The 24577-nt window shown below is 37.0% G+C and carries 24 protein-coding genes and 1 tRNA gene; 18 read left to right on the top strand and 7 right to left on the bottom strand.

All coding sequences use genetic code 11. The features are described from left to right. Positions 1-243: 243 nt before the first annotated feature. The 4 genes from ACFSQJ_RS10750 to ACFSQJ_RS10735 all read right to left on the bottom strand — a co-directional run bounded on the left by ACFSQJ_RS10750 (position 244) and on the right by ACFSQJ_RS10735 (position 4656). Positions 244-942, bottom strand: coding sequence for a hypothetical protein (locus ACFSQJ_RS10750; RefSeq protein ID WP_377766948.1), 699 nt, complete (start codon positions 940-942; stop codon positions 244-246). Between the two features lie 146 nt (positions 943-1088). Next, a complete protein-coding gene (gene serS, locus ACFSQJ_RS10745) occupies positions 1089-2357 on the bottom strand; it encodes a serine--tRNA ligase (RefSeq protein ID WP_377766947.1) in 1269 nt (422 codons plus the stop codon). Between the two features lie 54 nt (positions 2358-2411). Next, a complete protein-coding gene (locus ACFSQJ_RS10740) occupies positions 2412-3728 on the bottom strand; it encodes an HTTM domain-containing protein (RefSeq protein ID WP_377766946.1) in 1317 nt (438 codons plus the stop codon). Between the two features lies 1 nt (position 3729). Next, positions 3730-4656: a bifunctional riboflavin kinase/FAD synthetase gene (locus ACFSQJ_RS10735; RefSeq protein ID WP_377766945.1), complete on the bottom strand. Its 927-nt coding sequence runs from the start codon at positions 4654-4656 to the stop codon at positions 3730-3732. A gap of 53 nt (positions 4657-4709) precedes the next feature. On the opposite strand from ACFSQJ_RS10735, the gene ACFSQJ_RS10730 reads away from it, so the two are divergent. Then, positions 4710-8474 carry a reprolysin-like metallopeptidase gene (locus ACFSQJ_RS10730; protein WP_377766944.1) on the top strand — a complete coding sequence of 1255 codons (3765 nt, stop codon included), beginning with the start codon at positions 4710-4712 and terminating at the stop codon, positions 8472-8474. Next, positions 8471-9154 (top strand): fibronectin type III domain-containing protein, encoded by a 684-nt coding sequence (locus tag ACFSQJ_RS10725; RefSeq protein ID WP_377766943.1) that lies wholly within the window; start codon positions 8471-8473, stop codon positions 9152-9154. The genes ACFSQJ_RS10730 and ACFSQJ_RS10725 overlap by 4 nt, the downstream gene beginning before the upstream one ends. 5 nt (positions 9155-9159) lie before the next feature. Here ACFSQJ_RS10725 and pth read toward each other — a convergent pair whose 3' ends face one another. From pth to ACFSQJ_RS10710, 3 genes are all read right to left on the bottom strand, one after another. Continuing rightward, entirely contained in the window at positions 9160-9789 is a 630-nt protein-coding gene (gene pth, locus ACFSQJ_RS10720) for an aminoacyl-tRNA hydrolase (protein WP_377766942.1), read from the bottom strand. Between the two features lie 89 nt (positions 9790-9878). After that, positions 9879-10532 carry a 50S ribosomal protein L25/general stress protein Ctc gene (locus tag ACFSQJ_RS10715; protein ID WP_377766941.1) on the bottom strand — a complete coding sequence of 218 codons (654 nt, stop codon included), beginning with the start codon at positions 10530-10532 and terminating at the stop codon, positions 9879-9881. A 69-nt stretch (positions 10533-10601) separates the two neighbouring features. Next, positions 10602-11543, bottom strand: coding sequence for a ribose-phosphate pyrophosphokinase (locus ACFSQJ_RS10710; protein WP_377766940.1), 942 nt, complete (start codon positions 11541-11543; stop codon positions 10602-10604). Between the two features lie 151 nt (positions 11544-11694). Here ACFSQJ_RS10710 and ACFSQJ_RS10705 point away from each other — a divergent pair. The 16 genes from ACFSQJ_RS10705 (at position 11695) to ACFSQJ_RS10630 (ending at position 24576) form a co-directional block, all read left to right on the top strand. Then, positions 11695-11775: transfer RNA gene (locus ACFSQJ_RS10705), tRNA-Leu, on the top strand. Between the two features lie 629 nt (positions 11776-12404). Beyond that, on the top strand, positions 12405-13196 hold the full coding sequence (locus ACFSQJ_RS10700; RefSeq protein ID WP_377766939.1) for a DUF6090 family protein: 792 nt from the start codon (positions 12405-12407) through the stop codon (positions 13194-13196). A 23-nt stretch (positions 13197-13219) separates the two neighbouring features. Next, positions 13220-14005, top strand: coding sequence for a DUF6090 family protein (locus tag ACFSQJ_RS10695; protein ID WP_377766938.1), 786 nt, complete (start codon positions 13220-13222; stop codon positions 14003-14005). Next, positions 13998-14741 (top strand): DUF6090 family protein, encoded by a 744-nt coding sequence (locus ACFSQJ_RS10690; protein ID WP_377766937.1) that lies wholly within the window; start codon positions 13998-14000, stop codon positions 14739-14741. The genes ACFSQJ_RS10695 and ACFSQJ_RS10690 overlap by 8 nt, the downstream gene beginning before the upstream one ends. A gap of 14 nt (positions 14742-14755) precedes the next feature. Next, entirely contained in the window at positions 14756-15499 is a 744-nt protein-coding gene (locus tag ACFSQJ_RS10685) for a DUF6090 family protein (protein ID WP_377766936.1), read from the top strand. Next, positions 15492-16259: a DUF6090 family protein gene (locus ACFSQJ_RS10680; protein WP_377766935.1), complete on the top strand. Its 768-nt coding sequence runs from the start codon at positions 15492-15494 to the stop codon at positions 16257-16259. Before ACFSQJ_RS10685 ends, ACFSQJ_RS10680 begins: the two co-directional genes overlap by 8 nt. Then, positions 16259-17029: a hypothetical protein gene (locus ACFSQJ_RS10675; protein ID WP_377766934.1), complete on the top strand. Its 771-nt coding sequence runs from the start codon at positions 16259-16261 to the stop codon at positions 17027-17029. Before ACFSQJ_RS10680 ends, ACFSQJ_RS10675 begins: the two co-directional genes overlap by 1 nt. Before the next feature lie 45 nt (positions 17030-17074). Continuing rightward, complete coding sequence (locus ACFSQJ_RS10670; protein WP_377766933.1) at positions 17075-17857, top strand: DUF6090 family protein; 783 nt, start codon at positions 17075-17077, stop codon at positions 17855-17857. 91 nt (positions 17858-17948) lie between these two features. Further along, positions 17949-18725, top strand: coding sequence for a DUF6090 family protein (locus ACFSQJ_RS10665; protein WP_449257570.1), 777 nt, complete (start codon positions 17949-17951; stop codon positions 18723-18725). Between the two features lie 193 nt (positions 18726-18918). Then, positions 18919-19836, top strand: coding sequence for a Rid family hydrolase (locus ACFSQJ_RS10660; protein ID WP_377766931.1), 918 nt, complete (start codon positions 18919-18921; stop codon positions 19834-19836). A gap of 49 nt (positions 19837-19885) precedes the next feature. Next, positions 19886-21157 carry a phosphatidylserine decarboxylase gene (locus ACFSQJ_RS10655; protein ID WP_377766930.1) on the top strand — a complete coding sequence of 424 codons (1272 nt, stop codon included), beginning with the start codon at positions 19886-19888 and terminating at the stop codon, positions 21155-21157. Positions 21158-21650: 493 nt separating this feature from the next. Continuing rightward, a complete protein-coding gene (locus ACFSQJ_RS10650; RefSeq protein ID WP_377766929.1) occupies positions 21651-21938 on the top strand; it encodes a helix-turn-helix transcriptional regulator in 288 nt (95 codons plus the stop codon). After that, the gene (locus tag ACFSQJ_RS10645) at positions 21935-22792 is read left to right on the top strand and encodes a toprim domain-containing protein (RefSeq protein ID WP_377766928.1); all 858 of its coding nucleotides are present in this window, start codon (positions 21935-21937) and stop codon (positions 22790-22792) included. Before ACFSQJ_RS10650 ends, ACFSQJ_RS10645 begins: the two co-directional genes overlap by 4 nt. Positions 22793-22953: 161 nt before the next feature. Next, complete coding sequence (mbpA, locus tag ACFSQJ_RS10640; RefSeq protein ID WP_377766927.1) at positions 22954-23250, top strand: mobilization protein MbpA; 297 nt, start codon at positions 22954-22956, stop codon at positions 23248-23250. Between the two features lie 5 nt (positions 23251-23255). Further along, complete coding sequence (locus tag ACFSQJ_RS10635) at positions 23256-24116, top strand: relaxase/mobilization nuclease domain-containing protein (RefSeq protein ID WP_377766926.1); 861 nt, start codon at positions 23256-23258, stop codon at positions 24114-24116. 4 nt (positions 24117-24120) lie between these two features. Next, positions 24121-24576, top strand: coding sequence for a DUF6730 family protein (locus tag ACFSQJ_RS10630; RefSeq protein WP_377766925.1), 456 nt, complete (start codon positions 24121-24123; stop codon positions 24574-24576). Position 24577 lies beyond the last annotated feature (1 nt).

The raw sequence follows: 24577 nt of genomic DNA, 5'->3' as shown, positions 1-24577 counted from the left end.
TGCCGAGTTTGAAATAAAAAAGCAGCAAAAGCATGAAGCCCTTGCTGCGCGGGATAACAAATTGATTACTCAACTTGTTTCCTAATATTTTAAAGAAAAAACTTGTTTTTTGACACAGTACCTATGATTCCGTTGCGGATAATTCCGCAGGAATTGTCCGCAACGGAATCATGCATTTAAAAGTAATGTTTTTTGTTTAGAAAGAAGCAACAATGGATTATAGCCAATGTTGGCGGTAGTTTTTTATTTTATAAATTCCTTATTAAAATAATCCTGCTCTTTTATTCCTATTTGGTATTCCCAATTCAGGCTATCCAATATTTTATTATCTCGACCATAAAATCTACTCTGAGTATTATTTGAAAAAACTATCAAGCGATAAAAGAAAGAATGATAAGCTGGGTTGCTAGAAAAAGCCGAATCAAAAGGATGGCTAGAATAACCTATTACGCGCTTTTCATTCCAATCTTTTATAAACCTTTTCCTCTGTTCATAAGACAGCATTCCTATTCTACCAAGTGAGTCTGATTCTATTTGGATTGAATCAATGTCAGATAAGCTCATAATAATTATTGGAGGATTCAATTCCGTGATTGATTCAGAACAAAGATTGAACTTTAATATAAGGTCATTCCTTTTTTGAAAATTAACGGTACATGAATCGGTCATTGAAACATATTCTTCAATGATTTCTTCATTTTCAAACAGGTTAAATTTTCTAAAATGAGGTCCAACCAAACCTATACATTCATTTTCCTGTATTTTGTAATTTCCGATTGTCCAATTCCGTTTTTTTTCACAATCCGTTCCAATTGCGCTGCTTATCGATTTGCTAGCTGAGCTTAGAGATTCTGAAATTCCAATGGCTATGGCCTTAAAAGAAAAAATAATCCCAATTATTATTACAACTGTAATTAATATGTTTTTTAAGGTTTTATTCATTTCTCAAATTAACGCCAACAATTGTATATAGTCACTAGTAAGTATATTTCTACTATAGGCTTAATTTAGTAAAAACACTTTAAATAGTGCTGGTTACAGTAAATAACCGTTTAATAATCGAATAGTATGCATTTACAAACGCTTAATCAAATACTGTCAAACCCACAATAGGGTACTAAAACCTCGGGTATTTTAATACCATCTTTTGTTTGGTAGTTTTCTAGAATACCGGCAAGCACACGTGGTAATGCCAATGAACTTCCGTTTAGCGTATGTGCCAACTGGTTTTTACCATTTTCATCCTTAAAACGCAGTTTTAAGCGATTAGCTTGGTAGGTCTCAAAATTAGAGACCGAGCTAATTTCTAACCAACGGTCTTGTGCCGTAGAAAATACTTCAAAATCATAGGTTAGGGCAGAAGTAAACCCTAAATCACCGCCACATAACCGAAGTATGCGATAAGGTAATTCTAATTCACGTAATATGTTTTTAACATGCTCTATCATGCCGTCTAAAGCGGCATTAGAATTTTCTGGGTGTTCCACGCGAACAATTTCTACTTTATCAAACTGGTGCAATCTGTTAAGTCCCCTAACATGGGCGCCATAACTACCAGCTTCGCGCCTAAAGCATGGCGTGTAACCGGTGTAGGTGATGGGTAAATCTTCTTTTTTTACAATATCATCTCTAAAGATATTGGTCACCGGTACTTCGGCGGTAGGTATAAGATACAGGTCATCGGCCTGTATATGATACATTTGCCCTTCTTTGTCCGGTAATTGCCCTGTGCCATAACCTGATGCTTCGTTTACTAAATGGGGTACTTGAATTTCGGTATAACCGGCTTCGGTATTTTTATCTAAAAAATAGGAGATTAAAGCGCGTTGTAACCGGGCCCCTTTTCCTTTATAAACGGGGAAACCTGCTCCTGTTACTTTTACCCCCAATTCAAAATCTATGATGTCATGTTTTTTGGCCAACTCCCAATGGGGTAAGGAGCCCTCAATCAATTCTGGAATTTCGCCTTCTCGAAAAATCTCTTCGTTATCTTCATCGGTACTACCGGCTGGCACAGATTCATGAGGCACATTTGGTATTTGGTATAACAGATTCTGAAGCTCTTCGGCTGTGTTGTTTAAATCTTCCCCTAATTTTTTAGAAGTTTCTTTTAAAGTGGTGGTTTTTGCTTTAAGTTCATTTGCTTCTGCTCCTTTTCCACTTTTAAATAGATTTCCTATTTCTTTAGAAAGTGAATTCGATTCTGCCAGGGTATTATCCAATTCGGTTTGTAATGCCCGTCTTTTTTCATCTAAATGAAGCACACCATTTAACATGGCATCGGCATCGATATTCCGTTTTTTTAAGGCTTCAATAATGGCATCCTTATTATCTCTTATACGTTGAAGCTGAAGCATGAAATTTATTTTAGTGAAGCAAATTTAAAGTAATAGCCAAGATTAGAAAGAAAATTATTCTTCTTTAGCCGGTAAAATCCATTCGTTATGCGAAAAATGTTTCCATGGCATATTGGCTAAGTCAACATCGGGGTCTATGAATTCATAATACTTACTCTTATTGACTCTGACTTTGTTTATCACAAAAACACCAACTTCTTTGCCTTGTTTGGCGTTTTCCTTTTTAAGATGTTGCGCAAATTGCCAAGCGAAATCGGGGTAACAAGCGACTTTACGTTTTTGCTTCTTGGTCAAATAATCATCTAACTTTATCTGTTCTCGTTTGCCAGTAGTCTTGTCTTCTACAAAAACACGAATGCTACCGACCCTGCTTCGTAACATCATCCGCCAGCTTAGGCGATGTCCTTCTTCGGTCCACAGCACATTATCCTTAAAAAAATAATGGCGTAGGGGTAATGCAAGTTGTACTACAAAATAGATGGCTAAAGCCCCAAGAATCCATTTATGATTTCTCGGTGTTTTATTGTTTTGGGTTATTTCTATATTTTTTCTTGTCAAAAACAGGTTTCTAATGGTTTGAGTATCAAAAAAGAAAACACAAAAGGCTAAGGAGAGGTAGGGGAAAATACCTATTCTAAAAACAAAGCTATTGAACAAGTGAAAAAAGATAGACAGACCAAAAGCTATTTTTCTGGTAGGTTTAAAGAGTAGCGCAGGAATTATGAGCATGTCAAAGAGAATACCAAAAACGGCAATCGACCTATGCACCCATCTTTGTTGTAAAAACTCACCAATAAACAGGTAATCTTTTTTACTTGCCATGAGTATCTCTATAATGCTAAGGTCGAACCAATCGCCATAAAGTTTGGCCAAAGAAGCATAGGTGTAGACTATAAATAGTTGTAAAATAATTAGCCATCGCACATAATTGAACATGCTCTGAGACTCGAGGGCTGGTTTTAATTTAACATCGAGAGAAAAGCTACGATTTGCCGGTAAAAACGCCATGATAAAGGCCAGCAACATGAGTAAGTAGTAATGATTATTGTATGACGTTTTCTGCATTAAGTAAACACCGGCCCACATAAAGGCAAAAGTTAACGCGCTATAGCGGTATTTATACCCTACGGTGATGAGAATGCCGCAAATACCCATGATAATAAAGTAAACATACATGCCATTACCGGGTAAGGGTTGTAACCATTCAAAACCTATAAATGAAAAGTTGAATTGCGGTTCTATAAAAGTCTTTCGAACCCAACCTGTAATAATGGCCCCAAAACACTCTGCGCAAACCAACAGCCCATAAAAAACCCTAAAAACAATAAGCTGCGCATTATCAATCCGTTTAAAAAGAAATCGCTGGATCATCTTAATTCGTAATTATGGCTAATGAGGCTTGCTTATCTTTTAATAGTTGCAGTTTGAGTTCCTCTACAGAATCAAACTTATGTTCGTCACGCAAATGGTGTAAAAGTTCGACCTTTATTTTTTTATCATAAAGGTCTTGATCGAGGTCGAAAAAGTGTACTTCAATACTTTTTTCAGTGCCTTCGACTGTTGGGTTAAAACCAATGTTCATCATGCCATGATAAACTTTCTCATCAATTCTGCTTCGCACAACATAAACCCCGTTCTTAGGGATAAGCTTATAAGATTCGGCAATTTTTAGATTGGCGGTAGGGAAAGCGATTTGCCTACCCAAACCTTTGCCTTTTTGAACCGTTCCTGTAAGCATAAAGGCGTAGCCTAAATAAGAATTGGCAGTAGTAATATCGGCTTCTTCAAGAGCCGTACGAATTTTGGTAGAGCTCACCGAAACTTCATCTACTTCTTGAGCTGAAATTTCTTCAACCTCGAAGTCCAACGTATTTCCGAAAGTTATAAGGTCGTTGATATTAGCGTTTCGGTTTCTCCCGAAGCGATGGTCATACCCTATAATTATTTTTTTCGCCTTTAGTTGGTTTACCAAAATATCCCTGACGAATTCTATCGCCGATAAACGCGAAAACTCTTTTGTGAAGGGATGTACGATGATATAATCTAGACCTAAATCGCGCAGTATTTCTATTTTTTCATCCAAAGTATTTAAGAGCTTTATATTGCTCTCTTTTTGCAGCACCATTCTAGGATGGGGAAAAAATGTAACCAAGACCGAGTTTAAATTGGCTTCTTTGGCATTATTTATGAGGCGTTGGAGTATTTGGCGATGACCAATGTGCACTCCGTCGAAAGTGCCAATAGTAATCGCTGTGGGAAGTTTATTTTTGAATTTAGAAATTCCTTGGACTGTTACCACTTGGATGCTAAAAATAAAAAGGCTTAAATTTATGAACTGCTTATGCCCCTAGAATGAAAGCTAAATTACATTTTGTTTTATCAATATCCATATTTTTTGTTGCCTTTTCCGGATGGTCACAAGATACCTATTGGAAACCTCTTGCGGCTAGTGAAGAAAATCAAACAAATTCAATAATAGGTAAAGTTTCTGAATTTGATTTAAAGGAAGCAATTTTTAAAAGTGCACTTGACAAAGGTGCAAAAACAAGCACCCAAGAATTGATTTATTTTCCTGAAGCTACGGGAAAGCTAATTGGTTTTATGGTTGAGGAAACCCCGATTTTTCACCCTGTTCTGGCAGCAAAATACCCTCAAATTAAATCATACACGGGGTGGAGTGAAGATAAAAAGCATAAAATCCGCTTTAGTTCTTCCCCAAAAGGAGTGCAGGGAATGTTAGTTTCTTTATCGGATGATGAAAAAGCCACTTTTATCGAAAAGAAAAAGAATTCTGAAAAGTATATTGCTTTTAGGGGCAATAGCAGGGCAACGGCTAAAGATGGTTTTAGTTGTGATACCGAGGGGTTTCAAAAATTATCGGCATCTACAATTTCAAAGGCTATCGTCGACGACCAGACCTTACGTACATATCGGATTGCGGTTTCGGCTACTGGAGAATACACACAATATCATGGCGGAACGGTTGCCGATGCCTTAGCGGCCATAAACGCAACGCTGACGAGAGTGAACGAAGTTTTTGAAACGGACTTAGGGGTACGTTTGCAATTGGTCGCGAATAACGACCAAGTCATTTTTACGGATGCTAATACAGACCCCTACACAGGAAATTTAAATGCACAGGCGCAAAGCACTTTGACCGCTACCATTGGTGAGGAAAATTATGATGTCGGGCACGTTTTTCAACGTGGGTCCAACAACGGAAATGCAGGCTTTGTTGGCTCTGTATGTTCAGATAATAGAAAAGGAAGTGCTTTTTCATCTGGTACGGACCCTGAAGGAGATTTATTTGATATCGACTTTGTAGCCCACGAACTTGGACACCAGTTCGGAGCTAACCACACTTGGTCATTTGAGACGGAGGATACAGGAGTACAAGCCGAACCTGCCAGTGGAACCACTATTATGGGATATGCAGGTATTGTTGAAGGTAATAATGTAGCGCCTAATGGCGATGATTATTTTCATCACAACAGCATTGTTCAAATCACCAATTATTTACAGACTACAAGTTGTGGTCAGACCGCAGCTTTAACGAATTCACCACCGACGATAGATCCGGTTCCAGATTATACCATTCCTAAGGGTACGGCCTTTGTGTTAACGGCGAATGCCACCGACGTAGATGCGGGTGATGTTTTAACCTATACTTGGGAGCAGATTGATGATGGGGTAGTGGTAACCAGTACTTTTGGTCCTGAAAACGCAAGTGGAGCAAACTTTAGGTCTCAAAAACCAACAACAAATCCTGAAAGGTATTTTCCGAAGCTATCACGAATAATTCAAGGAAATCTTACTCAAACTAATCCCGCAGAGAGTTCGGCTTGGGAGACGGTCGCAACAATAGAACGTGATTTTAATTTCGCATTTACCGCCAGGGATAATGCTACTGGAGGGGGGCAGGTAACAGCAGAATTGGCTAAAGTTACTACCGTAAATGCTGCTGGTCCTTTTTTGGTCACTTCGCAAACCACAAATGAAGTTTATGATGCTGGTAGCATTCAGCAAATTACATGGGATGTTGCGAATACCGATAAAACGCCAATAAATACACAGGCCGTCGACATTTTACTCTCTACAGATGGTGGGGTCACCTTTCCTTTTCTTATTGGTGATGATGTGCCAAACACTGGTAATGCAGTTGTACAATTGCCCGGAGAAGCGAGCACAACTACGCGGATTATGGTAAGAGCCTCAGATAATATTTTCTTGGCCGTAAATTCCACAAACTTCACCATTCAAGAATCTCAGGTAGTTTTGAACTTTCAAGAGCTGAGTTTTGAAACGTGCCAACCGAATGATGTACTAGTTCCTTTTACCTTTGAAACTTATAGCGGCTTTAATGAAGAAGTTACTTTTAGTGCGCTAAATACACCTGCAGGATTAACGGTTAATTTCTCAGCAATTAGTGCGTCTATAAATGGTACCAATGTAATACTGACCTTGTCAAATACAGGAAGTGTTGCCGTTGGCGATTATCCAATAACAATACGGGGAGCGGCTGCAGGTTTAACGGTTGAAAATAGTATCAATCTTAAGGTGTACAATACAAGTTTCACCCCTGTAACCTTGCTTTCGCCAGGTGATTTAGAGACCAATACCCGAATTAGTCCACAATTGCAATGGCAGGCCGATTTGAACAATACTGCTTACGATATTGAAATTGCCACAGAAGCTTCTTTTGCAACACTTATTGAAAGTGCTACGGTAAGTTTTGAATCGTATCAGCCCGGCAATTTGCTCCCCGAAACTAGCTACTTTTGGAGGGTAAGACCTAAGAATGACTGTGGAACGGGAACTTTTGGAACGCCTTTTAGTTTTACTACATCTCCAGTGACCTGCACAGCTCTAGATGGTAGAGGTTTTCCAGTAGAAATTTCAGCTGGTAATGCATCTACTATTACGAGTACAATAAGTGTTTTGCAAGATTTACCCATTGCCGATTTAGATGTCAATTTAGATATTTCACATACATTTTTAGAAGACCTGATAATTACACTTACATCACCTTCGGGCACAACGATTACCTTATTATCTAAAAATTGTGGAAACCTTAATAATATTAGTGCAGTTTTTGATGATGAAGGGGTTGAACTTAGTTGTTCAACTAATACTCCTGCAATAAATGGTACAATACAGCCTTTGGGCTCTTTAAGTTCATTTAATGGAGAATCTTCTCTTGGAGATTGGGTACTTGAAATTCAAGATACCGCTAATGGTGATGGAGGTTCTTTAGATTCGTTTTCATTGGCGTTTTGTGTTGAAGGTATCTTAAGGCCAGACGATGACGAAGATGGTGTTTTCGATGATGGAGACGATTTGTGTTTAGGAACGCCAAAAGGAGTTGAAGTTGACGTTACCGGCTGCGCCGTGCATAGATTTGCGGCGGATAATTTTAGTGTAAAAGTACAGAGCGAATCTTGCCGTAATAATAATGATGGTTCTATTGAAATCGAAGCAGTTGACGATGCCATTTCATACACTGCTACTCTGGTTGGTGATAACGGAAATTTTAATGGAAGCTTCACCGATATATTTTTGTTCGACAACCTACTAGGGGGTAATTATAGATTATGCATTACGGGCACAAATGCAGGAATCACGTACGAAGAACGATGTTTTGATATCGTGATTGACGAACCCGAAATTTTAGCGGTTTCGGCAGAACTTATAGAAGGTGCTTTGCAAGCCGTAGTTCGTCTTCAGGGGGCTAGCTTGTTCAATGTTGAGGTAAACGGTGTGGTTACGCAAACCGAGAACTCTGAACTAACCGTCGATCTTCAACCTGGTATAAATGAACTTCGAGTATTCACGAATCTTCCCTGTCAAGGTAGTTTTAAAGAGTCGTTGTTCGTTGCAACAATACCAATAGTATATCCGAACCCAGTTCAAGAAACATTGAATGTGTTTTTAAATCAAGAAATGGGGAATGTAACCATACAACTATTTGATGGTAACGGTCGTTTGATAAAAGAAAGTGATGAAGTGTTGAATGGAACAAATCTTGAGATGGAATTTGGCCCCTATGTGGCAGGTATTTATTTTTTAAGAGTTTCTGGAGTTAATTTTAAAGAAGAATTTAAGGTATTGAAAAAATGAGAATAAGGTATTTTTCTTTTATATTGATACTGCTGCTTGTGGCGTGTAAAAAAGACAGAGCTCCTAGGTCTCCAGAAGCTGCGCTACTCGTTTTTCCTTTAGAAAATTCTGAGTGCAATACAGGTATAAGCATTAATGAAACCTTAAGTCAAGTGACTTTTGAGTGGCAGCCTTCGGCAAATACGCAGACTTATACTTTAAGTGTTGTAAACCTGAATACAAATACGCCGCAAACAATTACTACAGCCTCAACATCGGCGAGTTTGTCAATTCAAAAAGGAGCACCTTATTCTTGGACGGTGACCTCATCAAACAATGACTCCGATATTACGGCAGCTAGTGAAAATTGGTTGTTCTACAATGCGGGTCCACAAATAAGTTATCCGCCATTTCCGGCGCAGATTGTATCTCCCGTATCCGGAAGTACAGTACAAGCTAATCAAGGAAATCAAGTTGTACTTCAATGGATAGGAGCCGATGTAGAAGACGATATTTCAGGTTTTGAGGTCTATTTTTCTGAAGAAAATCCGCCTACGAGCTTATTGGAAAGTACTGATGCTACTGAAATGGAAGTGACAACAACAGTGAGCTCGGGGACTACTTATTATTGGAGAGTAGTTACAACCGATAGCGCAGGAAGCACATCAGATTCCGGAGTTTACGATTTTAAGGTTTTGTAGTAGTCTTAAGAACCGTTAAACTGGTTCATCGTATTCTGAATACCACCAAAAACAAAAGACTTGATTACATCGCATGATTTTTCAAGCCTTTCTTGAAGAGCTTTAGATTCACCTTCATTCCATTCGCCAAGTACATAATCTACCTGTCTGCCTGTACCAAAATCTGCACCTACCCCGAATCGAAAACGATTGTATTTTGTGGTCTGCAACATATTTTGTGTGTCTTTTAAACCATTATGCCCACCATCGCTGCCTTTGGTCTTCACCCTTATCGTACCGAAGGGTAAGTTGATGTCATCGGTGATTACCAGAAGGTTTTGAAGTGGAATTTTTTCTTTATCCAACCAATATCTAATGGCTTTACCGCTCAAATTCATAAATGTTGATGGTTTCAGGCATAATATGCTTCTGCCCTTATATTTAAAAGTTGCGATTGCTCCAAGTTTTGCATCCTCAAAGACAAAGTATTCCTTTTGTGCTAGTGTGTCCAAAATTTTAAAGCCAATATTATGTCGTGTATTTTCATACTTATCGCCAATATTTCCTAATCCAACCACTAAAAACTTTTTCATAATATCGGTTTCGCTTAGAATTTGATTTTCGGTTTTAAAAATGGATAATAACCACTTGAACATATTTGTTGTATTTGCCCAAAAATACAAAAGCATCCAAAAATCAAGCTTTTAACTCGATTATGGATGCTTTAGCTTTTATAAAAATTAGTTTATTCTGCACCTTCTGCTGCAGGAGCTTCAGCTGGGGTATCACCACCATCTGCTGCGCCTTCGGCACCTTCTTCTCCTTCTTCTTCATCCTCATCATCTTCAACAGCATTACGAGATGCTTTTACTTGAACGACAGCAGTACTGTCTGGGTGAAGAATAGTGAAATCGTCACTTAATAAAGTTTCAACGGCAATTGTACCTCCAATTTTAAGTTTAGAAATATCAATAGTGATGAAATCTGGTAATAAGTCTGGTAAGGCCTTGATAGAAAGTTTTCTTTTTCTAAATAATAAACGACCACCGTTTCTTACACCTGGCGAATTACCTTCTAAACGAACAGGAATATTCATAGTAACGGCTTTGTCAGCAAACAATTGGTAAAAATCGATATGCAAAATTTTATCCGTTACAGGATGAAATTGAATATCCTGTAAAACTGCTTTAAAAGTTTCGCCACCTTCTAACTCAATTACAGCGGTATATGCGTTAGGGGTGTACACTAATTTTTTGAATGATAATTCATCAGCTGAAAAGTGTAATGGTTTATCCCCTCCGTACAGTACGCAAGGAACCTTTCCAGCATTACGTAAAGCTTTGGTAGAAACCTTGCCCACGCTTTCTCTTTGAGATCCTTTGATAGTAATTGACTTCATTATATATATTAAAAATGTTTAAAATTCAATTTCGAATTATAAGGCTTAAGGTCTTAAGGTAGTCGAAGGCTACATTAAAAATTTTGAAGATATCGAGGTGTTATGGTGAACACGGTGCATCACATCTGCGAAGAGGCCTGCACAACTCAATACCTTTACTTTATCACTCTTTATTTCAATCGGAATGGAATCGGTGATAATCAATTCCTTCAACTGTGATTTTTCTATTTTTTCATAAGCATTGCCCGAAAGCAGGCCATGAGTTGTAATTGCCCTAACACTTAGTGCACCCCTTTCCATCATCAAATCTGCAGCTTTGGTAAGCGTACCTGCCGTATCCACCATATCATCAACAAGCACAACATTTTTTCCTTGAACATCACCAATGAGTTCCATGTGGGAGATTACATTGGCCTTAGCGCGTTGCTTGTAGCAGATAACAACATCACACTCTAAAGCTTTTGAATAAGAGTAAGCTCTTTTTGAACCGCCCATATCAGGTGATGCAATACAGAGATTATCTAATTTTAATTCTTTTAAATAAGGAAAAAATAAAGTGGAAGCGAACAAGTGGTCAACAGGTTTTTCAAAGAAGCCCTGAATTTGATCCGCGTGCAAATCCATAGTTATAATTCGGGTTGCACCTGCTGTTTCCAACATTTTAGCTATTAGTTTTGCGGCAATAGGAACCCTGGGCTTATCTTTTCTATCTTGTCTTGCCCACCCGAAATATGGAATAACAGCTGTAATATGTCTTGCAGATGCACGTTTGGCAGCATCGATCATCAACAACATTTCCATTAGATTATCTGAGCTTGGGTTGGTAGAGCCGATTAAAAAAATTCTGGCTCCTCTGATAGATTCCTCAAATGATGGCTGGTATTCCCCATCGCTATATCTCGAAAATAATATATTACCTAATTTCGCTCCATAAGAGGTGGCAATTTTCTCACCTAGGGCAGTACTCTGGGTACAGGCAAAAATTTTAGGTTCCGGAACTTGATAAGACATTATAATTAATTAGCGTTGCGCTTTTTAAAGCCTATTTCTTTTAAGGAGGTGCAAATTTAAAAATTAATCTGGGTTGCTAAAGGATAATTGTATGAATTTTAGGGTCGAACGGAAATTATTTTTTAGCTTTGCAGTCCGATTAAAAATAATTGCTCGAGTGGCGGAACTGGTAGACGCGCTGGATTCAAAATCCAGTTCCTTTGGAGTGTGGGTTCGATTCCCACCTCGAGTACTTTAAAACCCTGTTAATAATTTGATTAACAGGGTTTTGTGTTTTTTGAAGTGACGGTTGAGTGACGGTTTTTTAAATATAAACCTAATTTTCACCTTTTATTTTCCTGAAAGGAAGATATGAAAATCGCCGCTAATTACGGATGTTTTATTTGTTTCAACTTGAATATGGTTCGGATATTTACACCATATCAAAGCATTTTAGGCATTACTAAATGTGAAAAACCTTCATCTATTCCAAGGTTATCGATAGAGAAATGAATAAAGCGACTAATTTGATTTTTGAATTGAATCTAAATATTAGTTAAAGCCTTTACAAGTTTTTTTGTGTCAATAATTGTCCCATAAAAGGTGAATTAACGGGAACACTAAAAAAGACCACATTTGGGACACCCTCTCATAAGTAATCAAGTTTTTGCTAGACGGTTCCCTAAAAAGGCCAATTTAAAAACTATATAAATAAAATAGAGACCGAGAACATAATAGCTCTATCCCTACATCTTCGGTTTAGTGAGAGCTGACAATATTATCCCTAGCTTTCCTAACCGAGGGTTGACAAGACTATCAACCCCATTATTTAATCCATTAACTTCATAAAGTCATATCTTTAGAGTGACCAACCATGCATTTATGATTAAATTCTTCCGCCATATCCGGCAAAAACTGCTTGAAGAAAATCGTTTCTCAAAGTACCTGCTCTATGCCATTGGCGAAATCGTTTTGGTGGTCATCGGGATTCTCATAGCATTACAGATTAACAATTGGAATGAGAACAAGAAAGATTTGGCCAAGGAGCAATTAATTTTAAAACAATTGTTCAGTGAATATCAAAATAACCTCAAGCAACTTGATGAAAAAATACTGATGCGCAACCAGGCACTGGAAGCCTGCAATAATTTACTAAATCAAATAGACAATCCCACCTCGGCAATTAATCAAGACGGATTTTATCAATCATTGTGGATCATATTTAGGGACCCGACTTTTGACCCCATAAAAAACGATATCGTTGGTTCAGAAAACCTTCGCCTTATACAAAATGACACCTTGGTGAGGTTTTTATCAAATTGGTCTTCTGAGGTTTTTCAGGTTCAAGAAATGGAGTTGGAGTACCAAAAATTTCGAACGGAGATTTTAATGCCGTGTTACCTTCGATTGGGTGTTGCGAGGAACGTAAATAATAACTTATGGAAAGATGGCTACACGCCCACAGAAGCATTGGACAAAAAATCAATCTCTAAATTCACCATTAAGCCAACAAGAAAAAGTGTGGATTTGACAAAGGTTCTTGCAGATGTAGAATTTGAGGGCATTGTGAGCCAGGTAATCACAACGCATCAAGTTACAAACATTCAATCGCAGACCTTGCGTAATAGAATCTTAAACATACTGGACATCATAGCGCAAGAAATTGAAGAATAAAAACGAAAACGTACTGCTAATCAATGATTAAATTCTTTCGAAAGATTCGTCAAAAACTACTCTCTGAAAACAGGTTTTCAAAATACCTGCTCTATGCCATAGGCGAAATCATTTTGGTGGTCATCGGTATTTTAATCGCACTACAGATTAACAACTGGAATGAGAATAGAAAATCGCGAGACCAAGAACAAAAGTATTATTGCTTATTGTTAGAAAATGTAGAACAAGACAAAGAACAAGTTTTACAACTAAAGGCCTTAAATGAAGAGCGTAAAAATGGTAGTTATGAAGCTATACTAGAAATTCAAAAAGAGAAACCAAAGGCAAAAGTATTTGGCAAAAGCTGGATTAATGCACTTCAAAGAGTCACAACTACTTTTAGGCCTAATAACGCTACTTATTCTGATATAAAATCTAGCGGAAATTTAAGTATTATTCAAGATAAAGCGATTACAGAAGCGCTTAATACATACTATACTAACGTAGCTGGTTATGCCGAAACCATAATTATAAATTCGGACTTTACTGTGGATCGCATAAAGTCCCTCGACAGTTGGTTTGAGGCGGGTGTTCATCACGTTAACATATTTTCGAGATACAATAACGATGTTTTTACGGATGCTATAAGAGAAAAGATTAAAGAAGATCTACCAGAGTATATTTCTGAAGATTATAAGCCTATTTTATACGACGCTATCTTAATCACAGGTACAGATAACGGAAGACGCCATCAACTATTAGAACTTATTGAAAGTGAAGTAGACCAAATAAAGCAATTGTTGCAAGATAAATGCAATAACAATGATTAAATTCTTCAGACATATTCGTCGCTCACTAATTAACCAAAACCAAATGGGGAAGTACTTTAAATATGCCACTGGCGAAATCATTCTTGTGGTAATAGGAATACTGATTGCCTTGCAAATTAATAACTGGAATGAGAATAAAAAAGTTAGTGGTTCGGTGGACAAGCACCTAGAAATTCTTAAACAGAACCTGAATGAAGATAAGGCTCAATTGAACGTTTTGGTGCAAAATATTACGGACAATTATAATTATTCAGACTCTCTGATGATGCAGATGAAAACTATTCTCCCAATCAATAAACACACCACCAAATACCTAACAAATCTTTTGTTGGAACATCAATTTAGGCCAAATACCAATGCTATAGAGACAATGACCCAATCCAATGAAATTCCATTTTTAGAAACCAAACTTCAAACCGCAATTTTAGACTATTATGCTTTGATAGAAAGCACAGGCGAACGTGAGCTTATAAGCAATACGCAATTACAAACTAAATATGAGCCTCATATCAATGATAATTATGCAGGGGTGTATCAGAAAAACAATGAGTGGAACTTTATCAAAAATTACTATAGTGACGACCCAAGACCAATACGGAAATTTGATAAGGAAAAGTTTTTGGATGACAAAAAATTGGAGGGCCTCATCGTATCGCGTTATTACCAAAATGTGGAGCTTAAAAGATTTTATAGCGACTTATTAACCTCAGCAAATGCTATTTTACAATTGTTGTAAAATCAAAAATCCAAATGATTAAATTCTTCCGTAAAATCCGTCAAAAACTGCTTTCCGAGAACAAATTCTCTAAGTATCTTCTGTATGCCGTAGGCGAAATCATTTTGGTGGTCATCGGTATTCTCATTGCACTTCAAATCAATAATTGGAACCAAAAACGAATCCAGCAACTTGAAGAACAATCCATTGTAAAGAACATTCATATTGAATATTTGCAAAACAAAACCAGTGCAAAAATAAGAATTAAAGAAGCTGAACAATGTGAGGCAGCCCTTAGACAATTAATGAAAATGATAGGCAAAGACGAAGCTTATATTAAAAGGCAAAATGTCGACAGTTTACTTTTTTATGCCTTTGATCCTCCTATATTCAGACCCTCAGAAAATACTATTTCTGGTCTCATACAGTCGGGACGTTTGGAATTGCTCCAGAATAAGGAATTGGTTAATTCAATATATAATTGGGGACGAACGATGAAGGCATTGACAGATAGAACAACAAGGTTTACCGCAAAATTAGATAACGAGATTTGGCCCTATTTATCAGAAAGATATCCCTTTAAAGATATGGATGCCTATAGCCCATTAAATTGGCAAGAAAAATCAACCCTGAAGGTGGATAAATTTCAAATTTTTAAAGAAATTGAATTCGAAAACAATACTGACGAATTTTTATACTGGATTGTAGATAATAAAAACCTAATGATCGAATTAGACCTATTGATTGATAAAATACTTATTGAAACTCAGTATGATTAAATTTTTTAGAAAAATCAGGCAAAAATTACTTTCTGAGAATAAGTTCAGCAAGTACCTGATATATGCATTTGGCGAAATTATTCTTGTTGTTATTGGGATTTTAATTGCGCTGGGAATTAACAACTGGAACACCCATACTCAGAATCTTAAAAAGGAACAACAATTGTTATTAAAATTATCTTCTGAAATAGACGATAATATTGATCGCTTGGAAGAAACTATCGCAAGTCACCTAAAAACCACCGAAAGCCTAGAACGTATACTTCCGTATATTCATATTGACAGTAGTATCATTTCAACTATAGGAGCCCCATTTCCAAATACCATATTAGAGCTATTGAACGGCGAATTTTTTAGACCAAAAAGAACGGTAAGAAATACACTAATCAGCACGGGAAACATTGCCTTAATTCAAAGTTCAGAATTACAGTTTATGATTTCAGAATTGTTGGCAACTGAAAATCGATATAGTTGGGCAACTGACCAAACCATGAAATTTATTGATAATAATTCGCTTCCCTTCTTAATGGATAAAACACAGATATTAAACAACTTATTTATTGTGCCGGGCATTACAGAGAATCTTGAGCAAAAGAAAAGTAATTTTCAATCGAACAACGGCAAGATGCTTTCAAATGCTTACTTTGAAAATTTAGTGGCCACAAAAATAATCCTGACCAATCAAACCGAAAGAGAAGCAAAAAGGTTACTCAAAGATTACGAAAAGATTCGTGTTAAAATAAAAAGTGAACTACAATAATGATAAAATTCTTTAGAAAAATCCGTCAAAAACTACTCGCTGAAAACCGTTTCAGTAAATACCTCCTTTACGGCATTGGTGAAATTTTTTTAGTGGTTATTGGTATTCTAATTGCCCTTCAAATCAATACTTGGAGTGAAAATCAGAAAATAAAAAAAGAAGAAAAAATACTTATTACGGGTTTAATACAAAATATTGAAGATGACATTGAGAGTTTAACAACCGTGACGAAACAAGATAGCATTAACATAGATGCCAATCGAATACTATTGAGCGCCTTGAAGAATGATTCCATACGAAGAAACAAACCCTTGCTAAAACAAAAAATTTACCAGGCTGCATTCGTATCTAGTTTAAAACCTAATCAAATCATTTTTAATCAAATACAATTTTCAGGCAAGTTGACGTATATCTTAAACGATTCCATTAAAACTAGAATTCTATCCTATTATGATAATGTTTCAAATGTACTCGACTATCAGGAATCCAATCTTAATACAATATACGGTTTAGGCGTTGGCATGAGTGATATTTTGGATTATAATTCAGTGTTTCAAAACGTTTTGCCAGATTTCGCAAAAATGGAAGTAGATGCTTTTGACAATTCATTTTTTTATGAATCTATAGCGTCTAATCGGGTAAAAGAATTTGTAAATAAAACTACCGCCAGACAAGCGCTATTGCTACCATTATATTCTACTCACAGTGAATTGCTTCAAGAAGGCATAGCATTAAGGGAAAGTTTGATTCAGTATTTAGATGAAAAATAACGAACCCAAAACAATCTATCCTGTATTATATCAAACCATTAACCAATGATCAAATTCTTTAGAAAAATCCGTCAAAAACTTCTTTCTGAAAACAAATTCAGTAAATACCTGCTCTACGCCATTGGCGAAATCATTTTAGTAGTTATTGGAATTTTGATTGCCTTACAAATAAATACTTGGAACGAGCAACGGAAAGACAAGGTCAAAGAGCAGGAGATTTTAAAAAGGTTAAGAAAAGAGTTTACATCAAACCGGGCACAACTTCTAGAAAAGACCGGAAGCAAAAGGGACATAAATAAAAAATGTAGTCGTTTGCTCACTTTCTATAACGAACCAGAAAAGGCGGAATTAGATAGTATATTCGCCTATCTTGGAAGTATTATTCCAACAACATTTGACCCGATTCAAAATGATTTGGTGCGTTCGGGAAATATTGAAATCATTAAAAGTGAAGAGTTAAAGGAGCTACTTATCAATTGGAGTACCGATGTGATCCAGCTACAAGAGGTGGAGCAAATTTTTTTAAGATATTGGGAATTGCAATTTTCGAATTACATCAATGAAATAGGCATTACACGCAATTACGGTCATAGTTTTTGGCAAAAAGCAGGCTCAAACCTGTTAGAGACTACAGAAACCCTTAATCCAATACCTGGAAAATCAAAAATCAGCAAAGTAAGTAAAGAAGAACTGCTTTTGGACGCAAAACTTGAAGGTGTAATTACATGGAGCTTGAACTTAAATACCTTTACCCATCAAGAAAGTCAAACATTGCTAAAGCGAATCGATTATATTCTTGAAGTTTTAGCTTCCGAGATTAAAGAATAACCTGGGTTGGGCTCTGTCGGAAATCAAAAACCAAATAGATAGATTAAAACCCACCCCTTAATCCCCTCCCAAGAGGGGAAAACTTTGAATGATGATAAAATTCTTTAGAAAAATCCGCCAAAAACAACTTTCTGAAAATAAGTTTTCGAAGTACCTGCTCTACGCCTTAGGCGAAATCATTTTAGTGGTCATCGGTATTTTGATTGCACTTCAAATCAATAATTGGAACGAAAATCGAAAAAATAAAATCGCAGAAGCTGATTACTACTGTAGAATTTTAGACGACTTTGAGTTAAATGAAAAATTAATTGATGAAACTTCTGCACGTATAACGAATAAGATAAAGCTCAGCAAAGAGCTGATGTCAGATTTAAATAACATACCAAATGATAGAAGTCTTATACTGAATAAACATGTAGTTGCAATAAGACAAGATGTTTTTGTTCCCAGCAATATTGCTTTTGAAGATATAACCTCTTCAGGTCAGTTAAAACTGTTAACTGATTTAAGGCTTAAAAACAGACTTATTCAGCATAGTACGTTTTTGAACAATATTTTAAATCTACTTCAAGAAAACAGGAATGTCATTATTGACAGAATGAGTGATTTTGAGTTTATGAGTGAATTTGGGTTGCAAGACATTGATTATCTGGAGCGAGAGCTCGATAGAGAACATATTGAACTTTTACCAAAAAATAACTGGACGAATGACCCTAATCATCCCATATTCTTAAAGTTTCAGGATAACCTTGTTATTTATATAGGAATGCTGATTCGACAGAAACAGCACTTGTCTAATTTAAAGAAGGAAATGCAAGAACCTATTGAATTGTTAAAAAATAAAGAATGTAAAAACAAAGAAGGCTAAAATTTCACTTTGTCCTGTGGAAAAAATAAAAACCTATATCTTTAAACTGGCTGGATTTCGAAGCCAAATAATCTTGTTGGGATTTCCCAAGCAGAAAACCTAACTGCTGTCTTTTTGAGCTATCGGTGAAAACACAAAAAAATAATCGAGACAACCTATAACCCGCTAAAGTAGGCACTAAATAATCTAAATTATGAAAACAAAGACCAACCGACTGGCTTTACTGGCAACCCTTTGCACATTAACTTTTGGACTGCAAAGTTGTGAGGAAAAACAAAAGGAAGAAACGAAAGAAATTGAAAAAGAAGTAATCGTGGAATCTGAAAAACCTGAATATTTTCTGTTACGGCCAGAAGTGGAAAAGGCTTTCGGATATTCCCATGCCGTGAAAATTGGAAATAGCATTAAAATTTCAGGAGCAGTAAGTATGGACGATGAAGGCAACCCAACCGCGGTTGGCGATATCGAACAGCAGATGAAAAACTGTTATGCTGATTTGGAGAAAATATTAAAACACTTTGGTTGCTCATTTGACGATGTGGTAAAAGAAGATATTTTCACAACTGATATGGCACAGATGTTGGAAAAATCGGCATATCGAGCTGAAATTTATAAAAATGGATTTCCAACTGGTTCATGGCTTGAAGTAAAAGGATTGGCATTACCAGAATTTATGGTTGAAATTGAACTTGAAGTACATAAATCTGATAAGTCGGAATTGGATAAAATGGTCGAATTCGGACAAAAATATACCGATGCTTGGAACAGTAAAGTGCCAGAAAAAATGGCTTCATTTTATGCAGAGGACGGAACTTTAACTGTGAATAAAGGAACACCAGCAGTCGGAAGAAAACAATTGGCAGAAACGGCGAACTCATATATGGAGGCATTTCCTGATTTGGAATTAACTATGGACAGCCTAACCAAGGGAAATGAGACTTATAGATATTATTGGACTTTTAAAGGAACTAATTCTGGACCAAACGGAACTGGAAATAAAGTGGATTTCAGCGGATTTGAAGAATGGACTATGAATGACCAAGGACTCGTCCAAAAATCAATCGGGAAGTACGATGCGGAGGAATATGAAAAACAGTTGAATGGGAATTAAAAATAAAAGCCGATGTGCTTCATCATAACCAACACAAAACACAATTAAAATGAAATATTATAGAAATCTCTTGCTTACACTATTGACCATTATTAGTGTTTTCTCCTGTGATTCTCCTCAAAAAACTATTGAATATGGTGAAGCAACAAAAGAACTAATCACTCTTTTAGACAATAATCCAGAACTTAAGTTAATGCTTGAATCTTCTCTGCAGAAAGCAAAAGAGATAAATCCCGACAGAAATACGAACCCAGCTCAGAACCTTGCAGAATATTACGAGTTTGTTACATGGACGGAAACAACAATGCCTTGGGCAATTGTTAAAAAGGAAGAATATCCTGAAATATTTGATAATATATTCCAGGGACTCTGTGCCTTCTATTTTTTAATCGATCAACCACTTCCAGAATTGGAGGGTAAAGGATTAGTGAATAACTCATTGCAGTATTATGAACCATTTGCCAAATGGTTGGTCACTTTCAGCAAATCATGGGGTGTTTACTTGGACACTGAAGATTCCTGGAATGAAGAATATTATCAAATGGCTTTAAACGACCCTAATTTCGGTCTACAAAATGGTTGGTATGAAAATCCCTCAAACTGGAAGACTTTCAATCAATTCTTTGCCAGACACTTGAAATCTCCTGATATGCGGCCCGTTGCAAGTCCAGGTTTAGATTCTGTGGTGGTATCATTTGCAGACTCAGAACCACAGGGTGTATGGGCAATAGATAGTACCTCCAACTTGATAGAAAAAGAGGGGGTTCCTGTAAAGTCTGCTACTCTCAAATCTATATCAAAACTCATCGGCGATGACAGCCAGTATAAAGACGCATTTGCAAACGGCACATTTACGCATTCCTTTTTAAATGTAAACGACTATCACAGATATCACTTTCCATTAGGTGGAACAATAAAAGAAGCCCGAATAATTCAAGGTGCCAATCCAACAGGGGGTCAACTGTGGTGGGATAAGGAAAACAATAGGTATGCATTTAATCCAAGTGCTAAAACGGGATGGCAATCTGTTGAGACAAGAGGATGTGTTATATTGGAAACTGCGGAATATGGACTGGTCGCTTTAATCCCTATCGGTATGGGAGTTGTCGGTTCAGTCAATTTTGAAGAAAATATTACTCTTGGAACAATTGTAAAAAAAGGTGATTTGCTTGGGCATTTTGCATTCGGTGGTTCTGATTTTATAATGATTTTTCAAGATGGTGTTTCATTCACTTTGGACGCTCCAATGCAAGAAGATGGGAACTCTTATATTCATATGTTAATGGGTGAACAATTAGGGGTTTTGTCTAAACAGAAATAACGAAAAGCCAACAATATGCAAGGTGTATAGCACACTATGAGAAGCTGCGACACCATTCACGGGGAGTTACCTGTGTTTTGACGAGTGCTGTAAAAAGAACCTTTTATATGACAGCATTCAACATTATAATGTAAAGTTTCTTCAAAAAATAATTATGTAATTGACTTCTACTAAAAGAAGATATTTGACCTTTTTTAAACTGAAACTTTAGTAATTAGCTGTCTTAAATTGTTAATAACTCAAAAAGCGCCCATTTTTGACAAAAATCAAATGAAACCATTTGATTCCATTTGAAACCAAATCTAAAATACCATATTTCATATGGTTTCATTTAAACTCATTTAATATAAGTAACTGTATATCAGATTTTTGTGAATAAATAAATTTTAGATATCAAGGGTTGCACCTTCCTTTATTTTACCTTTATCCCAAGAATTCTTCAAAAGAAAACAAAAGCGCTTTTGTTCATTTCGTAACCTAAAAAAGGAAACCAATGGACAATTTTTTAATCCTTGAACGACTTGATCGTTTGGAACGGCTTTTAATAGCCAATAAGGAAGTACTCACTTTCGAGGAAACTTGTGACTACACAGGAATATCTAGAAGCTATCTGTACAAATTGACGGCTTCTGGAAATATCCCACACTCCAAACCTAATGGCAAGATGCTGTTCTTTGAAAAGGCCAAACTCAATGCGTGGCTTCTTCAGAATAGCAGGAAGTCAAATTCGGAAATCGAGACCGAAGCTCTCAACTATACCTTTAAAAACAAGCGCAGATGAAAGGAGAAGAAATAAGCTGGCAAAAAGCCCGTGCCATCTGCATCGTGAAAACGATGGCAAAGGCAGGGCACTTTCCCCGCAGGGAAACGAAGAAAGATGCTTGGTTTCTAAGCCCGTTCCGGCCAGAGACCCATGCCTCTTTCAAGGTTTCGAAAATCAAGAACCTTTGGTTCGACCACGGGTCGGGCTTTGGTGGGAACACCCTCGATTTGGTCATCCGGCTTTACGATTGCCGTTTGCTGGATGCGCTTGACTTTCTTTCTGACATACCGCCCTCTTTTTCTTTTCACCCGCAACCTTTTGAGCCACCTAAGAATGATGATCTCATTATCAAAAGTGCCCGCCCTATTTGGCACTACGGCCTGAAAGTTTATATAAAGGAACGGAACATAACGCTGGAAACTGCCAATAAATATTGTAAAGAAGTCCATTACTCTCGTAAAGGAAACCATTACTTCGGTATTGGACTACTAAACGATTCCGGTGGTTGGGAACTTCGTAATAGGTACTATAAGAGTTCCTCCTCCTCAAAGGACATTACATATGTGTCAAACAGAGGTAATCAATTGGTGGTAACGGAGGGAATGTTCGATTTTTTAACGGTCACGAACTTCTATCACGATAAGATGTCCTTTCTCATTTTTAACTCGCTTTCCTTTCTTAAAAAGGCAATTAGACATATAGAATTTTTCAAGGATGTTAAGCTTTATTTGGATAATGATAAAGCAGGAAATGAAGCTACGGAATGGTTGATGCAAAACCATAAAGGATGCATCGATAAATCCAATTTATATGAAGATTACAAAGATATAAATGAGATGTGGATACGGAGAAATAAAGAAAACGGAAGATAGCTGTAAAAATGCGTCTGAGTGAGAATTCAAGATGTGTCATTGTCATGACAAATCTTGCTTTTGCTCCCGTTGGTCGCAAAAGGGTAGGAACTGTTAATTGAGTTTTCGATATATGATTTAGCAAAGGATAATTTGATTTAAAAAATTAAATAAAACCACAGGTGAAAAAGGAATTTGTACAATTTCGATGTTCCATTTATGAGAAGAAACTGCTCAAAATCAAGGCTAAAAAGAGCGGACTTTCCATAAGTGAATATTGTCGGCGTGCCGCCTTCGACCATAGAATTGTCGAACGGTTTTCCGATGAACAAATCGATGTCTACAAATTGTTGGTTCAGTATCAGGTCAACTTTAAGCGTATCGGGAATATGTACCGAAAACGCAATCCGAAATTGGCCGATGAAGTCGTGCATTTGGCAAATGAAATTCGAAAACATCTTTACAATTTCAAGAAATGATAGGCATGGGAAAATCCATATCACATACAGGAGCTTCCATGGGTTACGGATGGAACGAGGAGAAAGATGCCAAGGTGGTCTATCGCGAACATCTGGCAGGGGACAATCCCATAGAGCTAACACAGGAATTCAAAATCATACAAACACAAAACCACCGATGCAAAAAGAACACCTTGAGTTTCGTGCTTAGTCCTACTATTAAAGATGGACAGGAATTAAAAGAAAAAGAACTGAAAGAAATCACAGAAGGATTCATAAAGGAAATGAAACTACAAGAACGACAGGCAATCGCTTTTGTACATCAGGATAAAAGTCATCGGCATATCCATTTATATGTTAACCGCATCGGTTTTGATGGTAAGGCTTACAAGGACAACTATATCGGAAAACGGAGCCAACAGGCCGCCGAAAAGGTTGCCAAACAAATGGGATTGACCACGGTCAGGGAAGTGCAACAAGAAAAACTAAATGAAGTGAAGAATATACGCCAAGAAATAAAGCAAATGCATGAAAAGGTTGTTGCCGAAATGAAGCCCAAGGATTTTGACCAGTACATCAAATACATGAAACAAAATAATGTAAAGGTTATTCCAAGCATCAACAAATCGAATCAGTTACGAGGCTTCCGCTTTGAATATCAAGGTCAAAATCTAAAGGGAAGTGAAGTACACCGTTCCATGTCAATGGGACGCATAGCAGAGCGAATCGGGTTTGATAAAAATATGGCTCAAAAAATAGCAAAGGAGAACACCCTTTCAATGCTAGGAAACACTGTTGGCTTATCGCCCAACTTGGCAGCGAGCATCGCGCAAAAAGCAATCAAGATAGCCGTTAAAAAAACAATAGGATTAGGAATGGAAATATAAAATTATGGCAAAATTAGAAGAGATAGCAGAATTGATAACCGAAGAAATCAAAGAATTTGAAAACTCGGTCAGTCGCTTGGAAGAGATGCAAGCTTTTTTGATGAACTACAAAATCAAGCCCGACACGAAAGACATTGACTTTATCTTAAGGCGGTACAATGACGACCAGAAGAGAACAATTCAAGACCAACACAAACTGATGGCGAACGTGGTCTACTACATTAAAAAGTCAATGACCACTCCGAAATGGGTGATAAAGCTATTTTGTGGGCTATTTACCTGTATTATTCTGGTATTGGGCTTTTCCGTTTATAAGGTTTCTCGAATTTCTAAAATTGAGCAAGAAGCTTATGGACAGGGAGAAGAAAAAGCGGTCGGGCATTTCAGGGCTTTCTTCAAGGCCAGCCCGGAGGCCAGCGCACTCTATCAAGAATGGCGAGAACCCCAAAGCAAAAAGTAAG

The organism is Croceitalea marina (assembly GCF_042684265.1).
Taxonomy (GTDB): Bacteria; Bacteroidota; Bacteroidia; order Flavobacteriales; family Flavobacteriaceae; genus Croceitalea; species Croceitalea marina.
Note: the sequence above shows the minus strand (reverse complement) of the source record. Positions and strands in the feature narration are given on the sequence as shown.

Bases quoted from the DNA above. Each gene is read 5' to 3' on its own strand.
- ACFSQJ_RS10750 (WP_377766948.1), bottom strand. From the start codon at position 942: ATGAATAAAACCTTAAAAAACATATTAATTACAGTTGTAATAATAATT.
- serS (WP_377766947.1), bottom strand. From the start codon at position 2,357: ATGCTTCAGCTTCAACGTATAAGAGATAATAAGGATGCCATTATTGAA.
- ACFSQJ_RS10740 (WP_377766946.1), bottom strand. From the start codon at position 3,728: ATGATCCAGCGATTTCTTTTTAAACGGATTGATAATGCGCAGCTTATT.
- ACFSQJ_RS10730 (WP_377766944.1), top strand. From the start codon at position 4,710: ATGAAAGCTAAATTACATTTTGTTTTATCAATATCCATATTTTTTGTT.
- ACFSQJ_RS10725 (WP_377766943.1), top strand. From the start codon at position 8,471: ATGAGAATAAGGTATTTTTCTTTTATATTGATACTGCTGCTTGTGGCG.
- pth (WP_377766942.1), bottom strand. From the start codon at position 9,789: ATGTTCAAGTGGTTATTATCCATTTTTAAAACCGAAAATCAAATTCTA.
- ACFSQJ_RS10715 (WP_377766941.1), bottom strand. From the start codon at position 10,532: ATGAAGTCAATTACTATCAAAGGATCTCAAAGAGAAAGCGTGGGCAAG.
- ACFSQJ_RS10710 (WP_377766940.1), bottom strand. From the start codon at position 11,543: ATGTCTTATCAAGTTCCGGAACCTAAAATTTTTGCCTGTACCCAGAGT.
- ACFSQJ_RS10700 (WP_377766939.1), top strand. From the start codon at position 12,405: ATGATTAAATTCTTCCGCCATATCCGGCAAAAACTGCTTGAAGAAAAT.
- ACFSQJ_RS10695 (WP_377766938.1), top strand. From the start codon at position 13,220: ATGATTAAATTCTTTCGAAAGATTCGTCAAAAACTACTCTCTGAAAAC.
- ACFSQJ_RS10690 (WP_377766937.1), top strand. From the start codon at position 13,998: ATGATTAAATTCTTCAGACATATTCGTCGCTCACTAATTAACCAAAAC.
- ACFSQJ_RS10685 (WP_377766936.1), top strand. From the start codon at position 14,756: ATGATTAAATTCTTCCGTAAAATCCGTCAAAAACTGCTTTCCGAGAAC.
- ACFSQJ_RS10680 (WP_377766935.1), top strand. From the start codon at position 15,492: ATGATTAAATTTTTTAGAAAAATCAGGCAAAAATTACTTTCTGAGAAT.
- ACFSQJ_RS10675 (WP_377766934.1), top strand. From the start codon at position 16,259: ATGATAAAATTCTTTAGAAAAATCCGTCAAAAACTACTCGCTGAAAAC.
- ACFSQJ_RS10670 (WP_377766933.1), top strand. From the start codon at position 17,075: ATGATCAAATTCTTTAGAAAAATCCGTCAAAAACTTCTTTCTGAAAAC.
- ACFSQJ_RS10665 (WP_449257570.1), top strand. From the start codon at position 17,949: ATGATAAAATTCTTTAGAAAAATCCGCCAAAAACAACTTTCTGAAAAT.
- ACFSQJ_RS10660 (WP_377766931.1), top strand. From the start codon at position 18,919: ATGAAAACAAAGACCAACCGACTGGCTTTACTGGCAACCCTTTGCACA.
- ACFSQJ_RS10655 (WP_377766930.1), top strand. From the start codon at position 19,886: ATGAAATATTATAGAAATCTCTTGCTTACACTATTGACCATTATTAGT.
- ACFSQJ_RS10650 (WP_377766929.1), top strand. From the start codon at position 21,651: ATGGACAATTTTTTAATCCTTGAACGACTTGATCGTTTGGAACGGCTT.
- ACFSQJ_RS10645 (WP_377766928.1), top strand. From the start codon at position 21,935: ATGAAAGGAGAAGAAATAAGCTGGCAAAAAGCCCGTGCCATCTGCATC.
- ACFSQJ_RS10635 (WP_377766926.1), top strand. From the start codon at position 23,256: ATGGGAAAATCCATATCACATACAGGAGCTTCCATGGGTTACGGATGG.
- ACFSQJ_RS10630 (WP_377766925.1), top strand. From the start codon at position 24,121: ATGGCAAAATTAGAAGAGATAGCAGAATTGATAACCGAAGAAATCAAA.